Annotated in this window: 18 protein-coding genes; 1 reads left to right on the top strand and 17 read right to left on the bottom strand. The window is 50.7% G+C overall.

The features are described 5' to 3' along the window. Positions 1-2: 2 nt before the first annotated feature. The 14 genes from ASD31_RS14645 to ASD31_RS14580 all read right to left on the bottom strand — a co-directional run bounded on the left by ASD31_RS14645 (position 3) and on the right by ASD31_RS14580 (position 11,938). A complete protein-coding gene (locus ASD31_RS14645) occupies positions 3-2,006 on the bottom strand; it encodes a hypothetical protein (RefSeq protein ID WP_200952196.1) in 2,004 nt (667 codons plus the stop codon). Beyond that, positions 2,006-2,401 carry a hypothetical protein gene (locus tag ASD31_RS14640; RefSeq protein ID WP_244483858.1) on the bottom strand — a complete coding sequence of 132 codons (396 nt, stop codon included), beginning with the start codon at positions 2,399-2,401 and terminating at the stop codon, positions 2,006-2,008. The genes ASD31_RS14645 and ASD31_RS14640 overlap by 1 nt, the downstream gene beginning before the upstream one ends. Then, positions 2,398-2,685, bottom strand: a complete 288-nt coding sequence (locus ASD31_RS14635; protein ID WP_056335032.1) for a hypothetical protein — start codon at positions 2,683-2,685, stop codon at positions 2,398-2,400. Before ASD31_RS14635 ends, ASD31_RS14640 begins: the two co-directional genes overlap by 4 nt. 8 nt (positions 2,686-2,693) lie before the next feature. Then, positions 2,694-4,208 carry a hypothetical protein gene (locus ASD31_RS14630; RefSeq protein ID WP_056335030.1) on the bottom strand — a complete coding sequence of 505 codons (1,515 nt, stop codon included), beginning with the start codon at positions 4,206-4,208 and terminating at the stop codon, positions 2,694-2,696. After that, positions 4,202-4,759 (bottom strand): hypothetical protein, encoded by a 558-nt coding sequence (locus ASD31_RS14625; protein WP_056335027.1) that lies wholly within the window; start codon positions 4,757-4,759, stop codon positions 4,202-4,204. The genes ASD31_RS14630 and ASD31_RS14625 overlap by 7 nt, the downstream gene beginning before the upstream one ends. A gap of 3 nt (positions 4,760-4,762) precedes the next feature. Then, on the bottom strand, positions 4,763-5,101 hold the full coding sequence (locus ASD31_RS14620) for a hypothetical protein (RefSeq protein WP_056335025.1): 339 nt from the start codon (positions 5,099-5,101) through the stop codon (positions 4,763-4,765). Between the two features lie 101 nt (positions 5,102-5,202). Then, positions 5,203-6,129 (bottom strand): DUF5309 domain-containing protein, encoded by a 927-nt coding sequence (locus ASD31_RS14615; RefSeq protein ID WP_056335022.1) that lies wholly within the window; start codon positions 6,127-6,129, stop codon positions 5,203-5,205. A 13-nt stretch (positions 6,130-6,142) separates the two neighbouring features. Further along, positions 6,143-7,033, bottom strand: coding sequence for a hypothetical protein (locus tag ASD31_RS14610; RefSeq protein ID WP_056335019.1), 891 nt, complete (start codon positions 7,031-7,033; stop codon positions 6,143-6,145). A gap of 39 nt (positions 7,034-7,072) precedes the next feature. Further along, a complete protein-coding gene (locus ASD31_RS14605) occupies positions 7,073-7,312 on the bottom strand; it encodes a hypothetical protein (RefSeq protein WP_056335016.1) in 240 nt (79 codons plus the stop codon). Continuing rightward, on the bottom strand, positions 7,309-9,426 hold the full coding sequence (locus ASD31_RS14600; protein ID WP_200952194.1) for a portal protein: 2,118 nt from the start codon (positions 9,424-9,426) through the stop codon (positions 7,309-7,311). Before ASD31_RS14600 ends, ASD31_RS14605 begins: the two co-directional genes overlap by 4 nt. Before the next feature lie 31 nt (positions 9,427-9,457). After that, entirely contained in the window at positions 9,458-10,879 is a 1,422-nt protein-coding gene (locus tag ASD31_RS14595; protein ID WP_056335013.1) for a hypothetical protein, read from the bottom strand. A 40-nt stretch (positions 10,880-10,919) separates the two neighbouring features. Continuing rightward, positions 10,920-11,300, bottom strand: coding sequence for a hypothetical protein (locus ASD31_RS14590; RefSeq protein ID WP_056335010.1), 381 nt, complete (start codon positions 11,298-11,300; stop codon positions 10,920-10,922). Beyond that, positions 11,293-11,715 (bottom strand): hypothetical protein, encoded by a 423-nt coding sequence (locus ASD31_RS14585; protein WP_056335007.1) that lies wholly within the window; start codon positions 11,713-11,715, stop codon positions 11,293-11,295. The genes ASD31_RS14590 and ASD31_RS14585 overlap by 8 nt, the downstream gene beginning before the upstream one ends. Continuing rightward, complete coding sequence (locus ASD31_RS14580) at positions 11,708-11,938, bottom strand: hypothetical protein (protein WP_056335002.1); 231 nt, start codon at positions 11,936-11,938, stop codon at positions 11,708-11,710. Before ASD31_RS14580 ends, ASD31_RS14585 begins: the two co-directional genes overlap by 8 nt. A 78-nt stretch (positions 11,939-12,016) precedes the next feature. Here ASD31_RS14580 and ASD31_RS14575 point away from each other — a divergent pair, with 78 nt between their 5' ends. Continuing rightward, a complete protein-coding gene (locus ASD31_RS14575; protein ID WP_056335000.1) occupies positions 12,017-12,415 on the top strand; it encodes a hypothetical protein in 399 nt (132 codons plus the stop codon). Positions 12,416-13,068: 653 nt separating this feature from the next. Here the strand turns inward: ASD31_RS14575 and ASD31_RS14565 are convergent. The 3 genes from ASD31_RS14565 to ASD31_RS14555 all read right to left on the bottom strand — a co-directional run bounded on the left by ASD31_RS14565 (position 13,069) and on the right by ASD31_RS14555 (position 16,642). Next, the gene (locus ASD31_RS14565) at positions 13,069-13,401 is read right to left on the bottom strand and encodes a hypothetical protein (protein ID WP_056334993.1); all 333 of its coding nucleotides are present in this window, start codon (positions 13,399-13,401) and stop codon (positions 13,069-13,071) included. Between the two features lie 81 nt (positions 13,402-13,482). Further along, positions 13,483-14,232 (bottom strand): GIY-YIG nuclease family protein, encoded by a 750-nt coding sequence (locus tag ASD31_RS14560; RefSeq protein WP_056334990.1) that lies wholly within the window; start codon positions 14,230-14,232, stop codon positions 13,483-13,485. A 28-nt stretch (positions 14,233-14,260) separates the two neighbouring features. Then, the gene (locus tag ASD31_RS14555) at positions 14,261-16,642 is read right to left on the bottom strand and encodes a hypothetical protein (protein ID WP_056334986.1); all 2,382 of its coding nucleotides are present in this window, start codon (positions 16,640-16,642) and stop codon (positions 14,261-14,263) included. Between the last annotated feature and the right edge of the window lie 1,350 nt (positions 16,643-17,992).

The following is a 17,992-nucleotide window of genomic DNA, read 5'->3' as shown; positions in this document are numbered from 1 at the left end:
GATTATGCAGCCTCCATCATGTCAATTCGGATATGTTTCTTGCCGTTAAACTCGACAACAGCGGCGGTCTTTTCTTCGACTTCCTGCGCAATGGGACCGAACCAAATCGTCTGGTCAGGATCATCACAATATGAAAATTCGTAGATCGAAAGGGTTTCGCCATTCGTCAAAGGCATGTAACCAATGTGACGATGCAAGACTTTCGTGGTCGCATCACAGAGCGCGAACAATCCCGCAAGCGATGACAAGCCACCAAGAACCTGACCGGCAGTATTTGAGTAAACCGGAGTCGTAGTATTCGAGTATCCACCGCCATTGAGCATGTTCAGCATATTTTGGATATTTTGAATCGGCTGCTGTTCCTTGCGATCCCACGCATTAATTTGCGACTGCAATTCGAGGTCGGAACGCTGGTCTTTCTGATTACCGACACCGGCAAGAAGTTCGTTCGGCAGATTTGAATTCTTGTAGATGTCACCAGCCATGCCAGCAGCATTGAGCTTCTGTCCGTTGACCGTATTTTGATTGTTCAGCTGTGAATTAGCCGCGTTCATGCGTTGGTCATTGAGACCCAAAAGGTTCGAAATGTTGTTCTGGTAATTGCTGTTTTGCAGGTTCAAACCCTGCATTTGGTAATCACGGTTTGCGTTGAACTGCTGGTTGGCAGAATTTGAGGCGTTCAGATTTTGCGTCTGCTGTGAGTTCGCAAGATCGCCGTACAGCTGCATGCCGTTAAGGCGCTGGCTGTTCTGGCTGTCGAGGATGTTGGCATAGTTCTGGTTACCGGCAAGACGCTGCTGGTTCTGGCTGTCGTTCAGCTGACCAAGCTGACCAGCTGCATTCAAGCGGCTATTCTGCTGGTCCTGCGCCATCGAGCCGTAAAGTTGCGTTCCGGCAAGGCGTTGCTGGTTCTGTGAATTCTGAAGATCGCCATAAAGACCAGTACCGGATTGACGGGCCTGTTCCTGCGCCTGACTGGTCTGTGACAAAGCCTGATTGGCGTTGAGCCGGTTGGAAACGTCCTGATTGGCAAAGTTCCCATACTGACCAGCGGCGTTCATTTGGTTCTGAACGTCCTGATTATATTGAGCGCCGTACATGTCCGTTGCAACGCGGCTCATCTGTTCGGCGGCGGTCGACTCCGCGTTGTTCCGCTGTGTGGCATATGCTGACGAACCCATTCTGCCCATAGCAGCGGCTTGGCTGTCGATGCCCGGGGCGGTCACGTTCTTCAGCTTATTGGCAATCTGGTCCTGCTGATTGGAGACCATCGAGTCGAGGTAAGCGTTTTTGCCAATATTCGCGCCGGATGCCGTGTTCTTCAGGTAGTCCAGCGCCGGGTTGCTGCCGTTCTGAAGCTGCTGCGCCTGTTGGGTCTGCAAGCCGGAAGCAGCGTTTTCGAAGGAATTGTACTGCGATGCCTGACCAACGGCGCTATTCTGGAAATTGCCGAGGTTCTGCGCCTGTTGCGCTGCCGGGTTCGTGTAACCAAGCATCGACTGGATATTGCCGATTGCCGAGTTCTGGTAGTTCTGAAGCCCTTGTGCTGTCTGTCCTGCGCCGTTCGTATAGTTTGCATTGCCGGCAGCTTGTGCGAGCGCCGGATTCTGGAAATTCTGATTGTACTGCCCGGGCGCTTGCGGCGCCTTGCCGTTGGCGATCTGTGCAGCCATCGCATCAGTCGGATTGGCACCAAGCTTGGTGTTGTTCTGAATCTGCGAAAGGGTGTTGTTTGCCTGCGAATTGCCGTTCTGTGTAAGGACACCGTTCAGGGCATTCGTCGCATTGGTGAGCGCCGACTTGTCGCCATTGCGGGCAAGTGCTTCAGTGTTGGCAAGCGCGTCCGTCGTCGCCTTCGACTGATCGGCAATCGTCTTTCCGTCATACGGCTTAGGGGAGCCATCCTTGAACAACTTATCCGCGAGTGCGTATTGTTCGAGTATATATGGTTGTGCACCGCTCCATGGCTCGACCTTCGTTGTGGATTCCTTGGGTGTTGAAGGCATTAGAAAAGCTCCTTTTCGAAGTCTTGATTTTGGGCTTCAGCGAAGCCATTCCGTTTGAGATAAGCGTGAAATTCCTTTCGCGGCTGTCCTACTAATTTAGCGAAATCCATCTTTCTAAGATGGTCGCAAAGAACCGAATGCGCTTTCATAATGGAGCGAAGAGACTGGTTCTTTTCGCCGCCGACTAGCAGAATATTAGCAATCTTTTCGCCTTCACAAATGCAGCACTGAAGGACGCATGCAGCGTTCTCGATTGTGATCAAATGCCAATCGCCAGACCGCAATTTGTCGAGAAGCTGACTTTCGGTAATCTTATCGGGGTTCACTTCGATTGCTGAAACCAGCCATCCGCGAACCCTAAGATATTCCTCTTCCGAAAAACCAACCCGGATCATATGGCGAAAACTGCATAGTCGAACGTCCTTCCCGCCGCACCGGCAATATGACCAATGACAAAGCTTCCGTTCGAAATCGCGCTAACGAAATAGACGGATGCGGCAGCATTGGCGTTGCGCGGCTGCAAAATTACCGCGCTTTGGGTCGTGACTTTGGGATTGTTGACGGTCGTGGTCGTGCCAGTCGTAAGCGTTGCCGTTCCAGTGTTTTCGAACTGGCGAACTACCTGATTGAGAACTGAAGCGACTTGCCGAGAGTCGGCATGGTTATAAACTCTTTCCATGCGAGTATTTAGCGTCTACCGGCAGTTTTCCCGTCGATTTGAAGCGAGAATGCACGGTTCCAATCGCCCGAAATAGTCAGACGAATACGCTGGTAACGGCTCTGATTACGGAAATATGCAAAGCCTGTTTCGGCATTGGTTTCCTTCAGTTCAGACCAAACGACATCGGTATTCTGTAGTGACTTTGTGCCGACACTAATTCGCGCTGTACCGTCGCCTTCAAAGAGGGGACGCGCTCCATGAACAGTTGCCATGTCCGCTTGGCTGTCGTTCGGCAGCATCCGACTTAGCTGGAATTCCGGTGTCTCGATGCTCAATTCAAGCTTGGAACCGCTGAACGAATAAATCTTGCCGGTCTGGTCCATCCCCCAAAGGAGATTTTTGCCGCCGCTCCATACGGGATCATCGAAAGATGCCGGGACGTTGTCGAGTGAGCCGAATTCGTCCAGCTGGTCGATTGTCCAAGGCAGCGACATGGAATTGAAGATGAAGTGGCTAGTCGCATCGGCGGTGGTCCACTCGCCTGTATGATAGTTGTAGATCAGCATCATATCTGGCTTTCCAGCCACGGCATTCTTGCTGCAAAACTGCCAATACACGAGGGTTTCGCGAGGATCGGCGGCAACCGTCATCAGGTTCGCTTGGGTCAGGTCCGCATTTTCGAGAAACCATTTATCGATCTTGCCCATGCCGATTGGCTGAAGCTGACCACCTTGAAGCATGTAGAAGCCGTCATCGGAGAGGAAGAAATGCTTCCCTTCGACGGTGATGACGCTTTGTGAAACCGAGCAGCCCTTGCCGGTTACGCGGGATTCGAACTGGAAAATATAGGGGCTGCCCACAAAGGTTGCCTGAACGATTCCGCGCTGAAGCAACACATAGCAGCTGTCATCGGTGACAATGCCCTGAATCGATCCGAACCCTTGGATGTCTTGGAAGTCAGACATTGTTGCTGCCGAGAACGTCCAATCCGATGGGGATTCGAGACCTGACCATCTGAGTCGATAGGGAACAGCGCCATCAAGGGCGTCATAGGTATTGCCAAGGATGACGAAACCCTTGTGCGTGTTGATATGCCTGCCTTTAACCAGCGTGGTCAGGTCGGCAAACTTCACGTCCGTATTCATGTCGATGAATTGCGGATTGTCGCTGTAATTGGTGAAGCATTGCAGCGAACCGAATTCGACCGATTTCCAGCCTTCGGTTGCACTGGTCAGATAACCACCGGTACGGCTGATATCGGTCCAATCACGAGTAGACGGACTTAGCTTGTAGAGATGCCCGGCATCTGCGCCATACACCTTGGCATTCTGAAAGCGATCCTGACCAACAGCGGAACCGAGGGGCATGGAAGCCATAGTGGTATCGCTATAGAGGCTTGCCCGCTTCAACGGGAAGAACGTGACAGCGCCGGGACCAGCGCCAAGACCGGGGCTGCAATTGTGCGCCCTTACCAGACCGGGATTCCCAAGGGCTGGCAAATCCGGCTGAAATGAAGTGAAGGGGACGTCAAGCGCTACCATGAAGACGGACCTGCGATAATCGTACCGAACACGCGCCCGCGACGGTCGTCTTCTGCAACGATGCTCAAAGCCTCTTGAAGGGCGGATTGCTCGATTGAGACGCCTTCAGCGTCCTTGGTCCACCGGTAGAATTCCTTTAGGACGGCAGCGAGGTAGACATTCGGGAAGCGTTCGAACAACCAGTTTGAGGTTTCCGGCGTCAAATCCTGAAATGCAGCCGAATAAAGCAGCCCAATTTGAGCATCAGCGATGCCCACGAGGACAAGGCGTGCGCCGTCACGGTAATAGCCGACTTCATCAGAAGCCATGGTGGCGTTCATCGGTGCAACCGGCTTATACGTCTTGGTGCCGGTGATCGCTCGAATTTCGCGAAAGTCGGAAGGCAGAGCCACGGTGTTACCGGTGACAGGCAGCGTCACAACCTTTTCGGCAAGGTAGTGCTTTGCCACGGTTCGCAGATAGCTTTCAGCGCGGCGGATGAATTCAGCAACCGGATAATCATCCCTGATTGTGTAGCTGTTGATGGTCTCGATTAGTTCGTCATACGTCATGATTCAGAGCCTCCATGTCGAGGTTCGAAACTTGCGGTAATCGCTGTCATTCAGACGGCGGCGCATTGCTTCCCGGTCTTCGGTGATGCCTTCACGCTGCCATGCCCAATACAATTGGCTTGGGATACTGGCTTGCTTCACTAGGTTGCCGTGCGAACCGTTTGCGTTGAAATCAGCGGCTTCAGCGGCGTTCGTATCGAAGAGAGTTTGAAGGTCTGGCGATGACCAGCGCATATGCAGCTTGTCGCCTTCGCGGTGCATGTAAAACGTAATTCCGGACTCTTCCGTCCATGAAACTGTCTGTCCATCCGGCACCAAATCGCCAGCGTTTAGATTGTCCATTCCTTTCATCCATTTTGTCTGTTCGACTATTTAGGATCGCAGACAAAAAAAGAGCGCCCTTTCGAGCGCCCTAAGTTTAACCCTGAATTTGTGTACTAAGATTAGCCGTTCAGGTCAGCAATCTTACCGTTGCCAGCTTCGTTCAGGCACTCAAGAGTGAGTTCCGTAATAAGCATGAACTTGTCGCTATCGCCGGTCTTAGCCAGTTCCTTCTTTTCGAGCGAACGAACAACAGCCTGATTCCAAAGTGACGGATCAAAAGCGATGACGGTCGTTGCCGACATGAAGCGATGCGGAAGGATATCGACCGTACCGAAGTCCGACTCGTAGAGGTCAACCGCCTGATGGACAGTCTTGTCCTTGGCGTTCTGTTGCTTCTGACCACCACCAACGAAGGTCGAAATCTTCGTCTTCAGCGTGCCCGGTGCAATGACCTTCTTCGGATCGCCACCGGCATTCCAAATGCCCTGAAGCATGCTGATGAACATCGGTTCGGTAAGAGCGCGAGCCGTGCCCGGGGTGACAGCACCAACAGCACCAGCCGAATAGCCAGCGGTTGCGCCGTTCGCGCCGTGCTGCGCATTGGTGACGATGAAGGCTTCTGCGCCACCGAGCTTGCGAGCGCCAACAGCGACCGAAGGATTGGCGGATACAAGAGCGGCTTCAATGTCGCGCTTGATTTCCTTACCAGCCTTGGCGATCTGGCGAGCAAGCTCGTCACTCGTGCCAGCGGTCGAAACAGCCTGAAGGGTGCCCGATACGCGGATGTCCTTAGTGAAAATCTGCGCCTGATTGGAAATACGAACCGGACCTGCAAGCGTGCTGTCGGTTGCATCAGCGCCTTCGACAGCTGCTGAATCCTTATTGGCAGCGGCAAGGGTGTCCTGAAGCCATTCATGCTTGGTTGCGGTTGCCTTGGTCTTGCCAATGGCGGTGACGAACGGAGTTTCTTCCGGGGAAATCATCGAAATGATGTTGGACAGGTCTTCTTTGACGTTTGAGACTGCCGAAGTGATAAGTGTGGGCATTTTTGCCTTCTCCTTAAAGTAGATTCTTAATTAGCGCCGCCGCATCTGCAACGGAACGTGAGTTGTTGAATTTTTCGAAATTCTGCCGGTTAAAGTCTGTCTTCTGTGACGGCTGTTTTGCCGACAGGACAGGCTTCTTATTGATCTTCTCGACAACTGCCGGAATGCTTTTCTGCGCCTTTTGCGCTTTCACATTCTGGTAGAGGATGTCGATAATTCGATGATCACTAACCGAACGAATTTCTTGTTCAGAGAAACCAGTGTCCAAAAGATACTGTGTGATGTCGCCGAAAACCTCATTGGATTTGGCAGCATCCTTCAGTTCAGGGTACTTCTCGTAAAAACGCGCATTGGATTCCTGAAGTGCGGCTTTGTGCTGTTCAGCTTCGTATTCGGCTGCTTTCTGTTTAAGATGCATTTCCGTTTCATAAAGCTGCCGAACGGCATTTTCGCGCTTCTCCCATAGTGCCTTTTGACGGACGTACTCACCGGGATCGTTTTCAGCAAGGTAGTCAAAATCTGGAACTTCAGCCATTCGGAATTCAATGGAAACTTGCTGTTTCAGGGTTTCGAGGTTTTCGAGTGCCTGATTGCGAAGTTCATTGATATCGCGTTGGTTTTCCTGATAGTGCTTACGCTGTTCCGCAATCTCTTGCGTCTTTCGCGTATAGTCCTGCTGTCTCAGATAGCTATTGCGGATTTCGGTTAGGGAAATCTGGTTCCCGTCGATGTCAACAAATTGCTCTTCTGGTGTCTCGTCTACTTCCGTAGACTGTTCTTCAACAACCGCTTCAGTTTGCTCTACCGAGTCATCAGTCTGGTCGTTCATTTGGCTAATCAGATTAGCGGCTTCATTAACGTCTAGTGCAGTTCCCGTTTCGGGGATTGTTGCTTCGTCTTCCATTTCTATTTATAAATTCCGTTATTATGAATTTGGTTTTATTTAGCGATCTTCATCCTTTGAGGCTTCGAAAACCGCAAGTTCAATGTATTTATCCACTCGCAACCCTAGAAGTTTGAAACCGTGCGACAGGTCGTGAACGGTTTTCAGTGCTTCTGAATCGCCAAGCTTCACATTCTTGAACGCATCAAAAATGTCGGCTTCAACGCATTTCATAATCAGCTTGAAGTCTTCGTTTTCCTTCAGGCGAATGGCAGCGTTTGCCTTATCGATAGGTTTCATTGTGGGTACTCCATCGGATTAGGCTGCTGCATTTGTTCCGGCTGTGGCTGCATTACATGTTCAGCTTGCATCATTGGATTCGGCTGCTGCTGTTGCATGATGACATTGCCGGTAGGATCACGCGGCATATTCTGTTCAATCTTCAACCGAGCGATATCGATCTGTGCGCTATATTTTGCTGTGATTTCGGCTTCTTTGAGCGCGAAATCCTGCGCCATCTGATCGCGCTTCAGGTCTGTTTCAGCGATGAATTTCTGAAGCTCGAATTGGCGCTGTAGCTCGTCTGACTGTGCCTTCAGCTGTGCTTTGATCTTTTCGATTTCGATTAGACCGGCGTTGGGATCGACGGGCGGCGGGGGCGGCGGGGCAGGGGGCAGCGTTGACGGATCGGTGAAGAACATCGAACCGTTCTTGAAACCGGCTGTTTCAGCAAGCTTCGAAAGCGTGGAATAGATGTTCTGCGCATTGGCAACCGGCAAACCTGCCTGCATCGCCTGCATTTGCTGACCCAAGAGGTTCATAAGCGTTTGAGTAGACTGGTCGCGGCTCATGACGCCAAAGGCGACAGAAGTCGTCACATCAAATTCGGGGGTGAATTCGTCAATCGGTACAAATTGGTTGGTCAGGCGAGAAACGAATTCCTGCGCTTCATCTGGCTTCTGAATGAGGGCATCAACGATCATCTTCACCAGATAGCGATAGCCGGTGTCAGCGAAGTAGCGGGAAATGGACTCAACGATCAGCTGACCGGAATTAGAACGCTGGTTAGCCGCCGTGGCGGTCACATTCTGCATGTCGGCAGCATTGACGCTGACCATGCTAGGACCGACACCAGTCGAGAAGTCGAGCGACTGTGTAAGATTCTGGATTACCGGGATAGCCTGACCACCGGCAAAAGGCGGGGTATTGTATGAAATGCCGCCATTCGGATCGGTGGAACGGATAACCGAACCCGGATGGACGTTTAGCAAGTCGTCCAGATTGGTCACGTCCGGGTTCACTACCTTGTAGGGGTGAACGGACATATGCAGGCTGTCGAGGACAGCGCGGTTCATCTTTGTGATAATCAGATGGTCATCGCCGATCTTGTCGGGGATGCCGAGACCGAACAGGGTGTCAGGAATATCATAGGGGGTGAAAGCCGAATACGGATAGTATTTCGTGGTTTCCTCATAATCGAGCAAAACAGGGCGGTCCAAGTCGCCAGCCAGCGTAAGGCGGTAGTGGCGGTTCTTGTTGTCCAGCTTCAGCTTTGTGTAAATCTGGTAGACTTCGACATCGTCGCCGGAAATGCCCTGACTGCCGTCGAGGTCTTTGGAGCGTTCAAGGGCAATGCCGTCATTCTTGTCACTGGCGAGCGGGATCGATCGAACCTTTTCGGCATCAAAGCCAATGTCGATCAGGTCTTGTTTGCCCATGACCTTACGGTGACCCTGAAGCTTTGCCTGAATGCCACCAGTCTCGTTTGAAAACTTGGCGTCCTTGGACACGATGAAATCTTCTGGCGTGACGCTAAGAATGGAGAAGGTCGGGACGCGCTTGATGGTCCTGATTTTCAGGTCGCGGGTTTCGATGCCTTGTTCATCGGTCTTCGGCTTGGAAACGGACTCGATAACAATCTGACCGTTTTCTTCCTGTTGAACGAATTGTGCCAGCTGTTCGTTGGGAATGCCCTTCAGGACACGAGCAAGCGATTCCTGACTTTGGGTCTCGAATTCCACGGTGATGATACCGAGACCAGCAATCAAGCCGTTCTGAAGCCATGGCTTTAGGAACGACAGATGCGAATTCTTGGTTTTGATAATCCAGTTGACGACTTTGGTCTGTTGGCTTGCAACAGCTTCATCTTCCGGACCGAACGGCACAAATTCGCAGACGTTTTCCGGAGAGGTGAAAATGCGGACAAGACTTGCCGTCATCCAATCGACGTGTTGAGCGACTTCAGGACTGACCCATTTCGAGCGCCCTTTAAGCTTGTCGTCACCGGGAAGATAGGACCGCTTATAATATTTAAGCGCCTGTTCCTGCTTTGCCGCAATGTTTGAATTTGACCACTTCACCGCATCCTTCAACGGACCGGAAATGCCTTTTAGAATGATGTCTTCTTCAGCCATAAACCCTTACCAATATTTCTGGTATTTAGGGTCATTCGAAGCTTTGTAGGTTGCTGTAGGCGAGGGGCTGTGACCACGAGTATTTTGACGCATAGCGCGTCTTAGAGACGGCAAACGTGATGGCTAGGGCGTCGGCATAGTCCGGGGATCGTCCACCAGTCAGACGCTTCTTGATGCTCTTTTTGTCTTCCAACTTGATCTTGCCGGAACTGTCGTCATAGGTCGGTGTGGCAAGCTCTTCGATAAGCTTCTGATGATTGGGGATTTGCACATTCTCGGAATGAATCCATTCGCGCATTTCCCACCACAGCTGGTCACGAACACGGCTGTATTTTTCAGGGTTGCGCGTCGGGGTTCCGGCAAAGATGGCGGAATGAACCGGTAGACCGAAATCCTTCAGGTTGGACGCAACGCCATTACCAAGACCTGTAGCATCAACCGAGATGATCGCCGGGCGCATGGGCTTTGGCGTCTTCTCGAAAAGATCGCGAACCTTGTAGGAAAGTTGGGTCGGTTCAAGCCCGTTCCACTCATGGAAGGCGAGAAGCTTGTTGTCATGCCGGATACAGAGAACCGAAGCGTCCTTGCCAGCACCAGCCGGGTCCAGCCCCCAAATCACCGGCACATTCGCAGCTGGTTCACATTCGTTAGCAACAGCCGTTTCAATGTGTTCGCGAGAAATCAGACCGTCTACGTCGGATAATGGGAATTCACCGAGAACCATGACGCGGTACTGTCGAGACGTGACACCGCCATAATTCTTGGCAAGCTGTTCGAAGGTTACCGGATCAAAGTGCGGACTATCCTTCATCTGCCCATGAAGATGGGTCCACTGGTCGGAAATGTCCGGATCGTTGAAACATCTCCAAAAGAAGCCGGAAGCTCTTGACGGGTTGCTGACAAGGACCAGCTTGGCATTAGGGTCAGTCAGGACGTTCAACAGAGCGCCGGTAAAAACCTCGTCGTCAATACCGCTGGCTTCGTCAACGAGGACGAAGTTGTTTGTCGCATGGATACCGCGTGCGTTGTCGGGCCTGTCGCCAGATGCAAGGCGATATTCAGCAAAGCAGGATGAGGGGTTCACTTTTCGGCTGATGCGGGTTGCCGCTACGTCAAACACGTCCTTGAACATCGGATGCATTCGGGCATGGAGAAGCTGTAGTTCCTTGTAGATGCCGCCTTTCAGCTGTGGTTCGGACGGACCGAAGATGGAAATCTGAACCTGATCATGGGTGATCAATGACCACCATGTCACGATAGCTTCCGCATGCGTCTTGCCGAAACCTACGCCACCGCGAAAGGCGATGGTCCGTTTCGTCCGGAACGCTTCGCAAAATTCGATCTGTTTGGGGGTGAGCGTTGAGTCAAAGACCTGTTTCGCGAATATGGTGATATCGCTGCGATAGAGGTCAAGAAGGTCTTTAAGTGCTTCAAAATCGGTGTTCTTTGTCATCCGATATTTAGCAGAATGACCTAATGGAAGCGGCTTTCGGTCACTTGTCCTTTGGACCGATCAAGCGAAGGGCAAGGTCGCGGAAATCTTCTTTCAGTTTGCCCGGGTTCTTTTTGTAGTCTTTCCCGATGGCGATAATCGTTTCCGTAATCGCTACGCCAACCATGCCGAGGAAGAATGCAACCGCATAAGGCGGAACGCTTGGCATGCTCAACATGAGAACCGCAACGGGCGTGAGGTAAGCAGCAAAGACAGCCCCAACGAAACCGCCTGCGAGGTTTTCCCAAATCGTGCCTGTTTTGGCGACGATTGCCCTAACGATTGAACCGAGAAACCCGGCAAGGATATAAGACGGCGGAAAGCCGTTCACGCCAAGCCAGACATAGAGCGCGACACATCCCGCGATTACCCAATCAAACATTCTTAGCCGCCTTTTGGCTAACAACGCGAAGCTGTGGGAGTGCATCCGCCTCTTCATGCGAAGCGATAGGGGTGATGTCGATTGTCTTTCGGCTGTCGTCCTTCAAACGCATCTGGTTGATTTCAGCCAGCATGTCAGCGATTGAATGTTTGTGGTTCACATCAACAGTCGTCGGGGCCTTCGATACAAACGGGTCAAGGAAGTATGCAGCTGCCTTCACCCGGGCATTGTCGTTGCTGGAATTCAGCATTACGTCATAGAGCGTTTCAACCGCATCGATGGTTCGCGCCTTCAATGCTTCTTTGACATCCGGTGGAATTGCGACCGTGCCGCCTGTCTTCTTGCGTCCTTTCTGGAAACCGACTTTCTTTAGCCGTTCTTTCTCATCTGGTGTGCGTACCGTCGCGTTACCCAATGATCCGCCCTCCGAAGAGGTTCAGGAACGCAATCGCATCATCTTCATAAACGAAATCTGCGATGAAATTCGTTTCGCTGATTTCCATGGTGAAATCATTCGAGATTAGATCACGAATGCGAGCGCCGAACTTGCCGTCAACCCAAGCATGAAAATCGTTGTCTTCGCGTGCCTTTGTCATGTCCGCTTCGTAACCACGCGGAAAGGAAAATTGAATCTTCATGAATGTTTTGTCTTGCCTTTTCGAACGGAATCCTTTTGAGGTTATTTAGGAACAGAAACCGTTTGGAAGGAATTTGATATGGTCTCGTTTTTCGATTTGGCAAAAAAGTACGAAGTGAAAGAAAACAAGGCTCATTCGACCTTTGCAAAAGGATTGAGCGCGGCTAAGTCCTCCTTTGAAAAGGGCGAGTTCACAAGGCGCTCATGGGTAAAAGAAAGCGGGAACGGCTATTCGCTGAAGCTTGGCAAGCTGGAAACCACCTACCAGATTCCGACGAAAGACGAAGTGATTGCGGTTCTGGATAAGGCTTCTGAAGCGCTTCGGTCGGATAACGAGTTTCAGGCAGCGGTCGAAAATGCCTACAATGGTCCGCTTGGCGAGGAACCGGCTGTCAAGAAGCCGCGCAAGAAGCGGGAACCCAAAGCCGCCGCTGTCGATACCGACGTGTTGAGCATCCCTTTGCGCCCGCGCAGCTGATCTAGCGGAATTTTACCGGAAAGCCCACGATATGCAGGAATGGTACAACAACACCAACACCAATCAGCGAATACTAATGTTCGTTGTGTCGGTTGGGATGATACCTCTGTTTATGACCGGATTGATTCCATTGGTAATTCTGCTTTACCTGCATTTCGGAAGCAAAACGCGATAAAGCCGAACTAATGGCAAGGTTGAAAAGGGTGGCTACTGATGTGCCGCCCTTTTCCCGTTGTGCCGATCTGTCGCAAAAATTTGGCTTGATTCGTCAGGCGAAAGTCGTAGGCTGATGTTGTTCCAAAACCGACGAATGGAGGCAGGCATATGTCGTTATTCGATACGAACAGCAATGTTCAGGCAATTCCGCCCGGCGATTTGTCAATGCTCACAGAGACTTTGAACGTCTGGTGCAGTCTCCATCGCGTTCCCCGGAGTCAGGCAACCAAAGAAGCCAAAATTCTGATTGAGACTTATCAAAAGGGCAAGAGAAGCCAAGCTGACCTAGTAGACGCGCTTTTGAAAACCGCGCACTGAACCACCGATATGATGGATGTACGAAAGGCGGCTACTGATGTGCCGCCTTTTTTCGTTGGGATAATGGTGAGGGTTAGTGCTTCGACGATGCCGACAGTGATGGCTTTCACGGCTTTGCCTTAAATGTAGTGCTGAAAACCACGATTGACGCCGTTTTCAATGTAGTTCTTGGGTAGGTTGTCAACCAGCTGTTCAGCCAGCCAGCGGCGGTTATCTTCATCAGGAATCGCCCGTAGGAGATGCTTCAGGATTGCAACCGCTTTCGTCTTGGCAAGGTGAAACTTGACTTCGGAAATTCCTTCGCCGGTCTTGAAGTTGACCGTGTGCGTGTCGCTTGTGTCGGTATTGCCGTGCAGTTGGTCAACTAACGTCTTCAGGTTGGTCGGCTCTTTCGATAGGTTCTCTTTGGATGTGTCGGATTGGGGAATTTTGGACGTGGTCAGTATGATCATTTCGTTGTGTTCTCCTTGTTTCATTCTGTCATGTTATTTAGTCGCTTTCCGAGCGGTGAGGGCCTGGACTAAATTTCGGGGTTAGGCGGTGAGGGTGGCTTGTCGGATCGTGAGAGAGTATTCACCGCTGTCGTAGTAGCGCTGTGCTGCATCAATTCGCGCTTGCGGGTCGTCCAGTAGCTCCAACACCTGAAGTGAAAATCCGTCTTCGCCATACTCATTATAAAGAGCTTGCATACGCGGACTAATGTGCCTTTGGCGCTCCAAATCTAAGAAGTGTGATCGGCGGCGCGTGGCGATGTCCTTAGAATGGACAACAAGCTTTTCGCCAGTGGCATTGCAGGTAAGTGCGAAAACGCCTGCAATGACCTGTCTCGCTGGTTTAGGCGGCTTGACACGTGTTGCCCGTTTTTCGGTAGCGGATTTCGCTTTTCGCATGGGTACCCAAGGGTTTTCATCGATATTCAAATCAAATAGCCCTGATTTGATGTACCCATTTTCCAAGCGAAGAATATCGGTTGCGCTCAAATCCGCGATTGGTTCAAGGAGTATCCAAGCCCATTCGTCCGGATACTGCATATGAAGCTGATGTAGCTTGTAGTTTTCATGGACGCCGTTGCGAAGTTTCCCGAAATGGGTTTGCAGGCGCGTCTTTAGATCGGTTGAAGAACCGACATACATCGATCCATTTTTCCGACACAAAAGGGCGTATATGCCCGCCTCTATGGGCGGTGAGGGGAAATTGGTGCCGTCGATGTTGAATACAGGGCGTGGAATGTCGTGGATCATTATATTTTGAGCCTGTCTGGATGCTGTCGTTTGTTGGGTCATGTCCTTTCCGGTGTTTTGAGTTGTGATTTCAGGCGGTGAGAAGGTCGGTTAAGACAGTTTGCCTTGACCGATTGAGACTGTGTACCAGCCGCGTCGGTGCCCCACGATCTTTGCCAAGCAATTTTGCGGCAACAGAAAGGGCGCGGATCGCCTCATGGTCCGGAACCTTATGGGTATAAACAAGCGCAATACCAGCTTGCTTGAAGGCGTCATCACGGTTGCCGGGAACAGCAGCAGCGGCAATATCACGAACAATCGCATCGATGTCAGCCGGTCCAAGTGCAACCTTCTCAACCTTGGCGGATGCCTTTTCCGGTTCGGGCGTTTTGGGCACCTGTCTAATGAGGTAATCCTGAACATCCAAGAACGAATATTCTTTGGTCAGGATGCTTTTCCAACAAGGCTTGGCAATCAAAAATCCTTGCCCAAATTTGGACTCGCATGGCATCGCAATCCACTTGTTGATTGAACTGTATTTGGCTTCAATCGGCAATTCTTTCTCTCCGAACCGAGCTTCAAGCAGCGCACGAACCACCTTGAAGATGTGGCGATAATTGCCTTCATTCACCGCCCGCGACAATGGAATGAGGACGTGGAAACGATATGGATAACCCTTGTGGCTGAAGCTGTTGTATATGAGACTCGTAATGCCCAAGGACGCCAGATAGCCGGATATAGCTTCTGGCTTGTGAATCGAGTCATCAATGTCGAAAGCCAGCATCTTCGATGAGGTCAGATTTCCAGCGATTTCGGATTTGTCGAGGTAATTGAACATACCTTCTCGGAATTGCGAGCAACCAGACTTGAACTTGAGCGGCATTTCGGCAGCGCGTTCCATCAGTTCGACAACGTCTTCAAAAGCATAAGTCTGATAAGTCGGTTCCTTGTCAGCACCAGTTGACCAGATACGAGCGCCAAAGCCTTCATACTGTGGTGTGGCTTGATCATCGGCAATACGTGCCTTTTGGGCTTCATTTGCCCGCCAACGGGCTTGTGCACCGGTAGCAGCCGCCGTCGCGTCATATGGAAGCTGCTGGTCTTCCTGAAGCTTCTCAATGCCAAGATCAATAAAGGTCGGTTCGCCGCAACCAATCATCGCTTGCATCCGCTTGGCGGTTTGACGGTCGAACACGATCAGGGTCAGTTCTTCGCCTTCCCGATAAACGCGGTCATAGTCGCGCAAGCTGGTTCTGCCCAAAAACTGGTAAATCCGCTCGAATTGGCTGGCACGAACAACTTCGTCACGCGAGATGGTCAGGAAGTCATCGAAGAAATGAAAATCCATGGGCGTGTAGTTCAGCGCTGCCATGTGAATTGCCATGTCATAGTCAGCCAGACCATTCCAGCCACGCGGATCAGGCGAAACCATTTTGCCGGTCTCAAGTGCCCAATGGTAAGGTGCTGGTCGAGTCCACTTCCCGTTCACCCTCACAAGATCAGGATGGTTCATGGTGTAGATGTGCCGCTTATCGGGGAACATCCTGCCAATCATTGTAGCGGCTTTGTCAAAGAAGGTCTGGAATCCTACTTCTTTGCCACCGAGCAAACTTTTCGAGCAATCCCGATGTGAAAAGTAGTAGATTTTGGTATTATCAGATTTGTGTGAATGGTCGTCATAAAAGCCTTTGATGAAGCCGTGTGGGACAAATCGAATGTTCTTCTCATGAACGAGGTAAAGCAGGCTATCCTTGAAATTTGCACCGATAATCGTGACGGATTTGAATCCGGTAAACACCGATGGCTGCAACAAAGTGTAGAATGTAAGACGGATGCCGTCGCTATCAGTGAACCTGTTGTGCGATTCAGTGTCGATGACCATGCGGAAATATTCGCACCACATAGTTTCCAACGTTTTCGGCAGGGAGGGTTTCTCTCTGCCTTTTTTGTCAGTTATCGTGTCCAGCCTGAAGACCTGTTCCTTTCGCCATTTGTTTAAGAAATCGATGCCTTCGGGAGTGATGTTGACATCCAAGAAATCGGCGGTCTCCTTGGTTGGCGTCGTGCTGAAATACCTGCGAATATCATTCTTGGAAATCACCATTCCATCTATGAAAAACGACTCATAGATGTTGGGAATTTCGTCGATGATAAGGTGATAATTCGCTGTGTAGATGCGATTCAGCTTCAGGATGACATCAAGGTTAGCAACGATGACTTTGTGTTTGTTTTCACCGATAGCGGCAATCAGCGCTTGCTTGCAATTGATGCCGTTTTCACTGTCGATCTGAAGGACCGATACGCCTTTGGCAACGAGAGAACTGGTCGTCTCTTTGGAAAGTTTCGTATTGGGAGTGGCAATCAGAAATCTATCTGATGCGGGGGATGATGCGATAAAATCGATTGTGTGAGTGGTCTTTCGAGCACCAACGAGAGCATCAACATATTGAACTGTCGGTAATTGTTGTGACATGAATCCTTTCTGCCTTAGAGTTGAAATAGAAAAAGGTCTCGCGCCGGTTGGACATTCGCGAGACCTCTGACCAAATTCTTTCAATGGCATTAAGGATTGCGGAACTAACCGATTGTCTTGACCTATGGAAAAATAAGCCAAGCGTCCAACCGGCTTCGTTCCAATGTTTTATTTAGCGTTTTGGGATTTGCAAATTGGTCATTTCGACCGGTTTCGTGAAAATATTTTATACTGATATAATTAGGCAATCTCATTAATTCATTCGATTACCTAAAAATCGCATTCCAGCCTATGGATAGTCGAAAAAACTTACCGGTTTTTGTAGATAGTAAGCCTATAGGTTTCTTAGACTCATTCTCTACACAAAGTGACAAATTTTTCGACTTCCAATCGGTTGGAATGCGGATATTCGGTTATTCCGCCACCGGCTTGTATTCCAGATGAGTACAATCTCGAAATCCAGTTACCATGGAGTGAGCCGATAGGCGAGCGAACATCTTCCGAAGGAAGTAGGTGACCATTGGTAGTGTTTCACCACCGATCAGCTGCCGTTCATCTCGACACATCCGGAAGTCTGGCAACGTTCATCAAAATTTTTAGGGCAGGGGCTTTCGAGCGCAGGGAATGGTAGGGCGGTCCGGAGTTCTATTTCAAAAAAAAACGGCTGGACCGCCATATTAGTATTTGCGGAAATCCCACAGGGGGTGGTAGGGTGGAATTTCCTTGATTTTCGGCTAAAAAAGATGTGTGATTTCAGTAGGTTACGCACCGAGATAATGCGTTTTCGTGCAGGATGGTACAATGACCAATGCCGCTACATCGATGTGTGCGTTTATCTCAAGCAAATGGACAGGAAGCCTTATGGCATAGGGGTTTGCGGGCAATTGGCTTGGATCATACCCGCGCCGTAACTCTCTCCACGCCTGTCGCCGTCCACTTGTCGCCGCGTTGTGTCTGCTGATAGCCAGTCTTACGGGCGAGGGGAGCCGTCCAAACGCAATTCAGGGTAGCGTTATACACCCTGTAGTTACGAACGATAATGGAAGGTTATCGTTCATTGTTGATCTGCACGCTCTTCGCTGTGTTGATCGGGAAGAGCGGAAAGAGCTACCAGCCTGCAAAGGCAACGCCATCACGTTCCGATATTGTTCAACGTTGAACCATTACGGCAGCGAAACGATTTCAGCGGGAGTTCTGGCGAGGTCGAGAGGCGGGCGCGTGAAACGTCATCACGGCAAGAACCTTGTAGGACTAAGCAGGATGCGAGTGTGCATATCTGTCCCCGTTGTCCACAGGGCAACTGTGTAAACCAACCGCGACAGCAAAATATCGGTGATTCACCTTCAACGC

This window comes from Rhizobium sp. Root482 (assembly GCF_001426565.1).
Taxonomy (GTDB): domain Bacteria; phylum Pseudomonadota; class Alphaproteobacteria; order Rhizobiales; family Rhizobiaceae; genus Pararhizobium.
Note: the sequence above shows the minus strand (reverse complement) of the source record. Positions and strands in the feature narration are given on the sequence as shown.

Coding starts and splice junctions, on each gene's coding strand:
- ASD31_RS14630 (WP_056335030.1), bottom strand. CDS start 4,208: ATGGTAGCGCTTGACGTCCCCTTCACTTCATTTCAGCCGGATTTGCCA.
- ASD31_RS14555 (WP_056334986.1), bottom strand. CDS start 16,642: ATGTCACAACAATTACCGACAGTTCAATATGTTGATGCTCTCGTTGGT.
- ASD31_RS14600 (WP_200952194.1), bottom strand. CDS start 9,426: ATGGCTGAAGAAGACATCATTCTAAAAGGCATTTCCGGTCCGTTGAAG.
- ASD31_RS14645 (WP_200952196.1), bottom strand. CDS start 2,006: ATGCCTTCAACACCCAAGGAATCCACAACGAAGGTCGAGCCATGGAGC.
- ASD31_RS14560 (WP_056334990.1), bottom strand. CDS start 14,232: ATGACCCAACAAACGACAGCATCCAGACAGGCTCAAAATATAATGATC.
- ASD31_RS14625 (WP_056335027.1), bottom strand. CDS start 4,759: ATGACGTATGACGAACTAATCGAGACCATCAACAGCTACACAATCAGG.
- ASD31_RS14610 (WP_056335019.1), bottom strand. CDS start 7,033: ATGGAAGACGAAGCAACAATCCCCGAAACGGGAACTGCACTAGACGTT.
- ASD31_RS14575 (WP_056335000.1), top strand. CDS start 12,017: ATGGTCTCGTTTTTCGATTTGGCAAAAAAGTACGAAGTGAAAGAAAAC.
- ASD31_RS14620 (WP_056335025.1), bottom strand. CDS start 5,101: ATGGACAATCTAAACGCTGGCGATTTGGTGCCGGATGGACAGACAGTT.
- ASD31_RS14590 (WP_056335010.1), bottom strand. CDS start 11,300: ATGTTTGATTGGGTAATCGCGGGATGTGTCGCGCTCTATGTCTGGCTT.
- ASD31_RS14640 (WP_244483858.1), bottom strand. CDS start 2,401: ATGATCCGGGTTGGTTTTTCGGAAGAGGAATATCTTAGGGTTCGCGGA.
- ASD31_RS14565 (WP_056334993.1), bottom strand. CDS start 13,401: ATGATCATACTGACCACGTCCAAAATTCCCCAATCCGACACATCCAAA.
- ASD31_RS14580 (WP_056335002.1), bottom strand. CDS start 11,938: ATGAAGATTCAATTTTCCTTTCCGCGTGGTTACGAAGCGGACATGACA.
- ASD31_RS14605 (WP_056335016.1), bottom strand. CDS start 7,312: ATGAAACCTATCGATAAGGCAAACGCTGCCATTCGCCTGAAGGAAAAC.
- ASD31_RS14595 (WP_056335013.1), bottom strand. CDS start 10,879: ATGACAAAGAACACCGATTTTGAAGCACTTAAAGACCTTCTTGACCTC.
- ASD31_RS14635 (WP_056335032.1), bottom strand. CDS start 2,685: ATGGAAAGAGTTTATAACCATGCCGACTCTCGGCAAGTCGCTTCAGTT.
- ASD31_RS14615 (WP_056335022.1), bottom strand. CDS start 6,129: ATGCCCACACTTATCACTTCGGCAGTCTCAAACGTCAAAGAAGACCTG.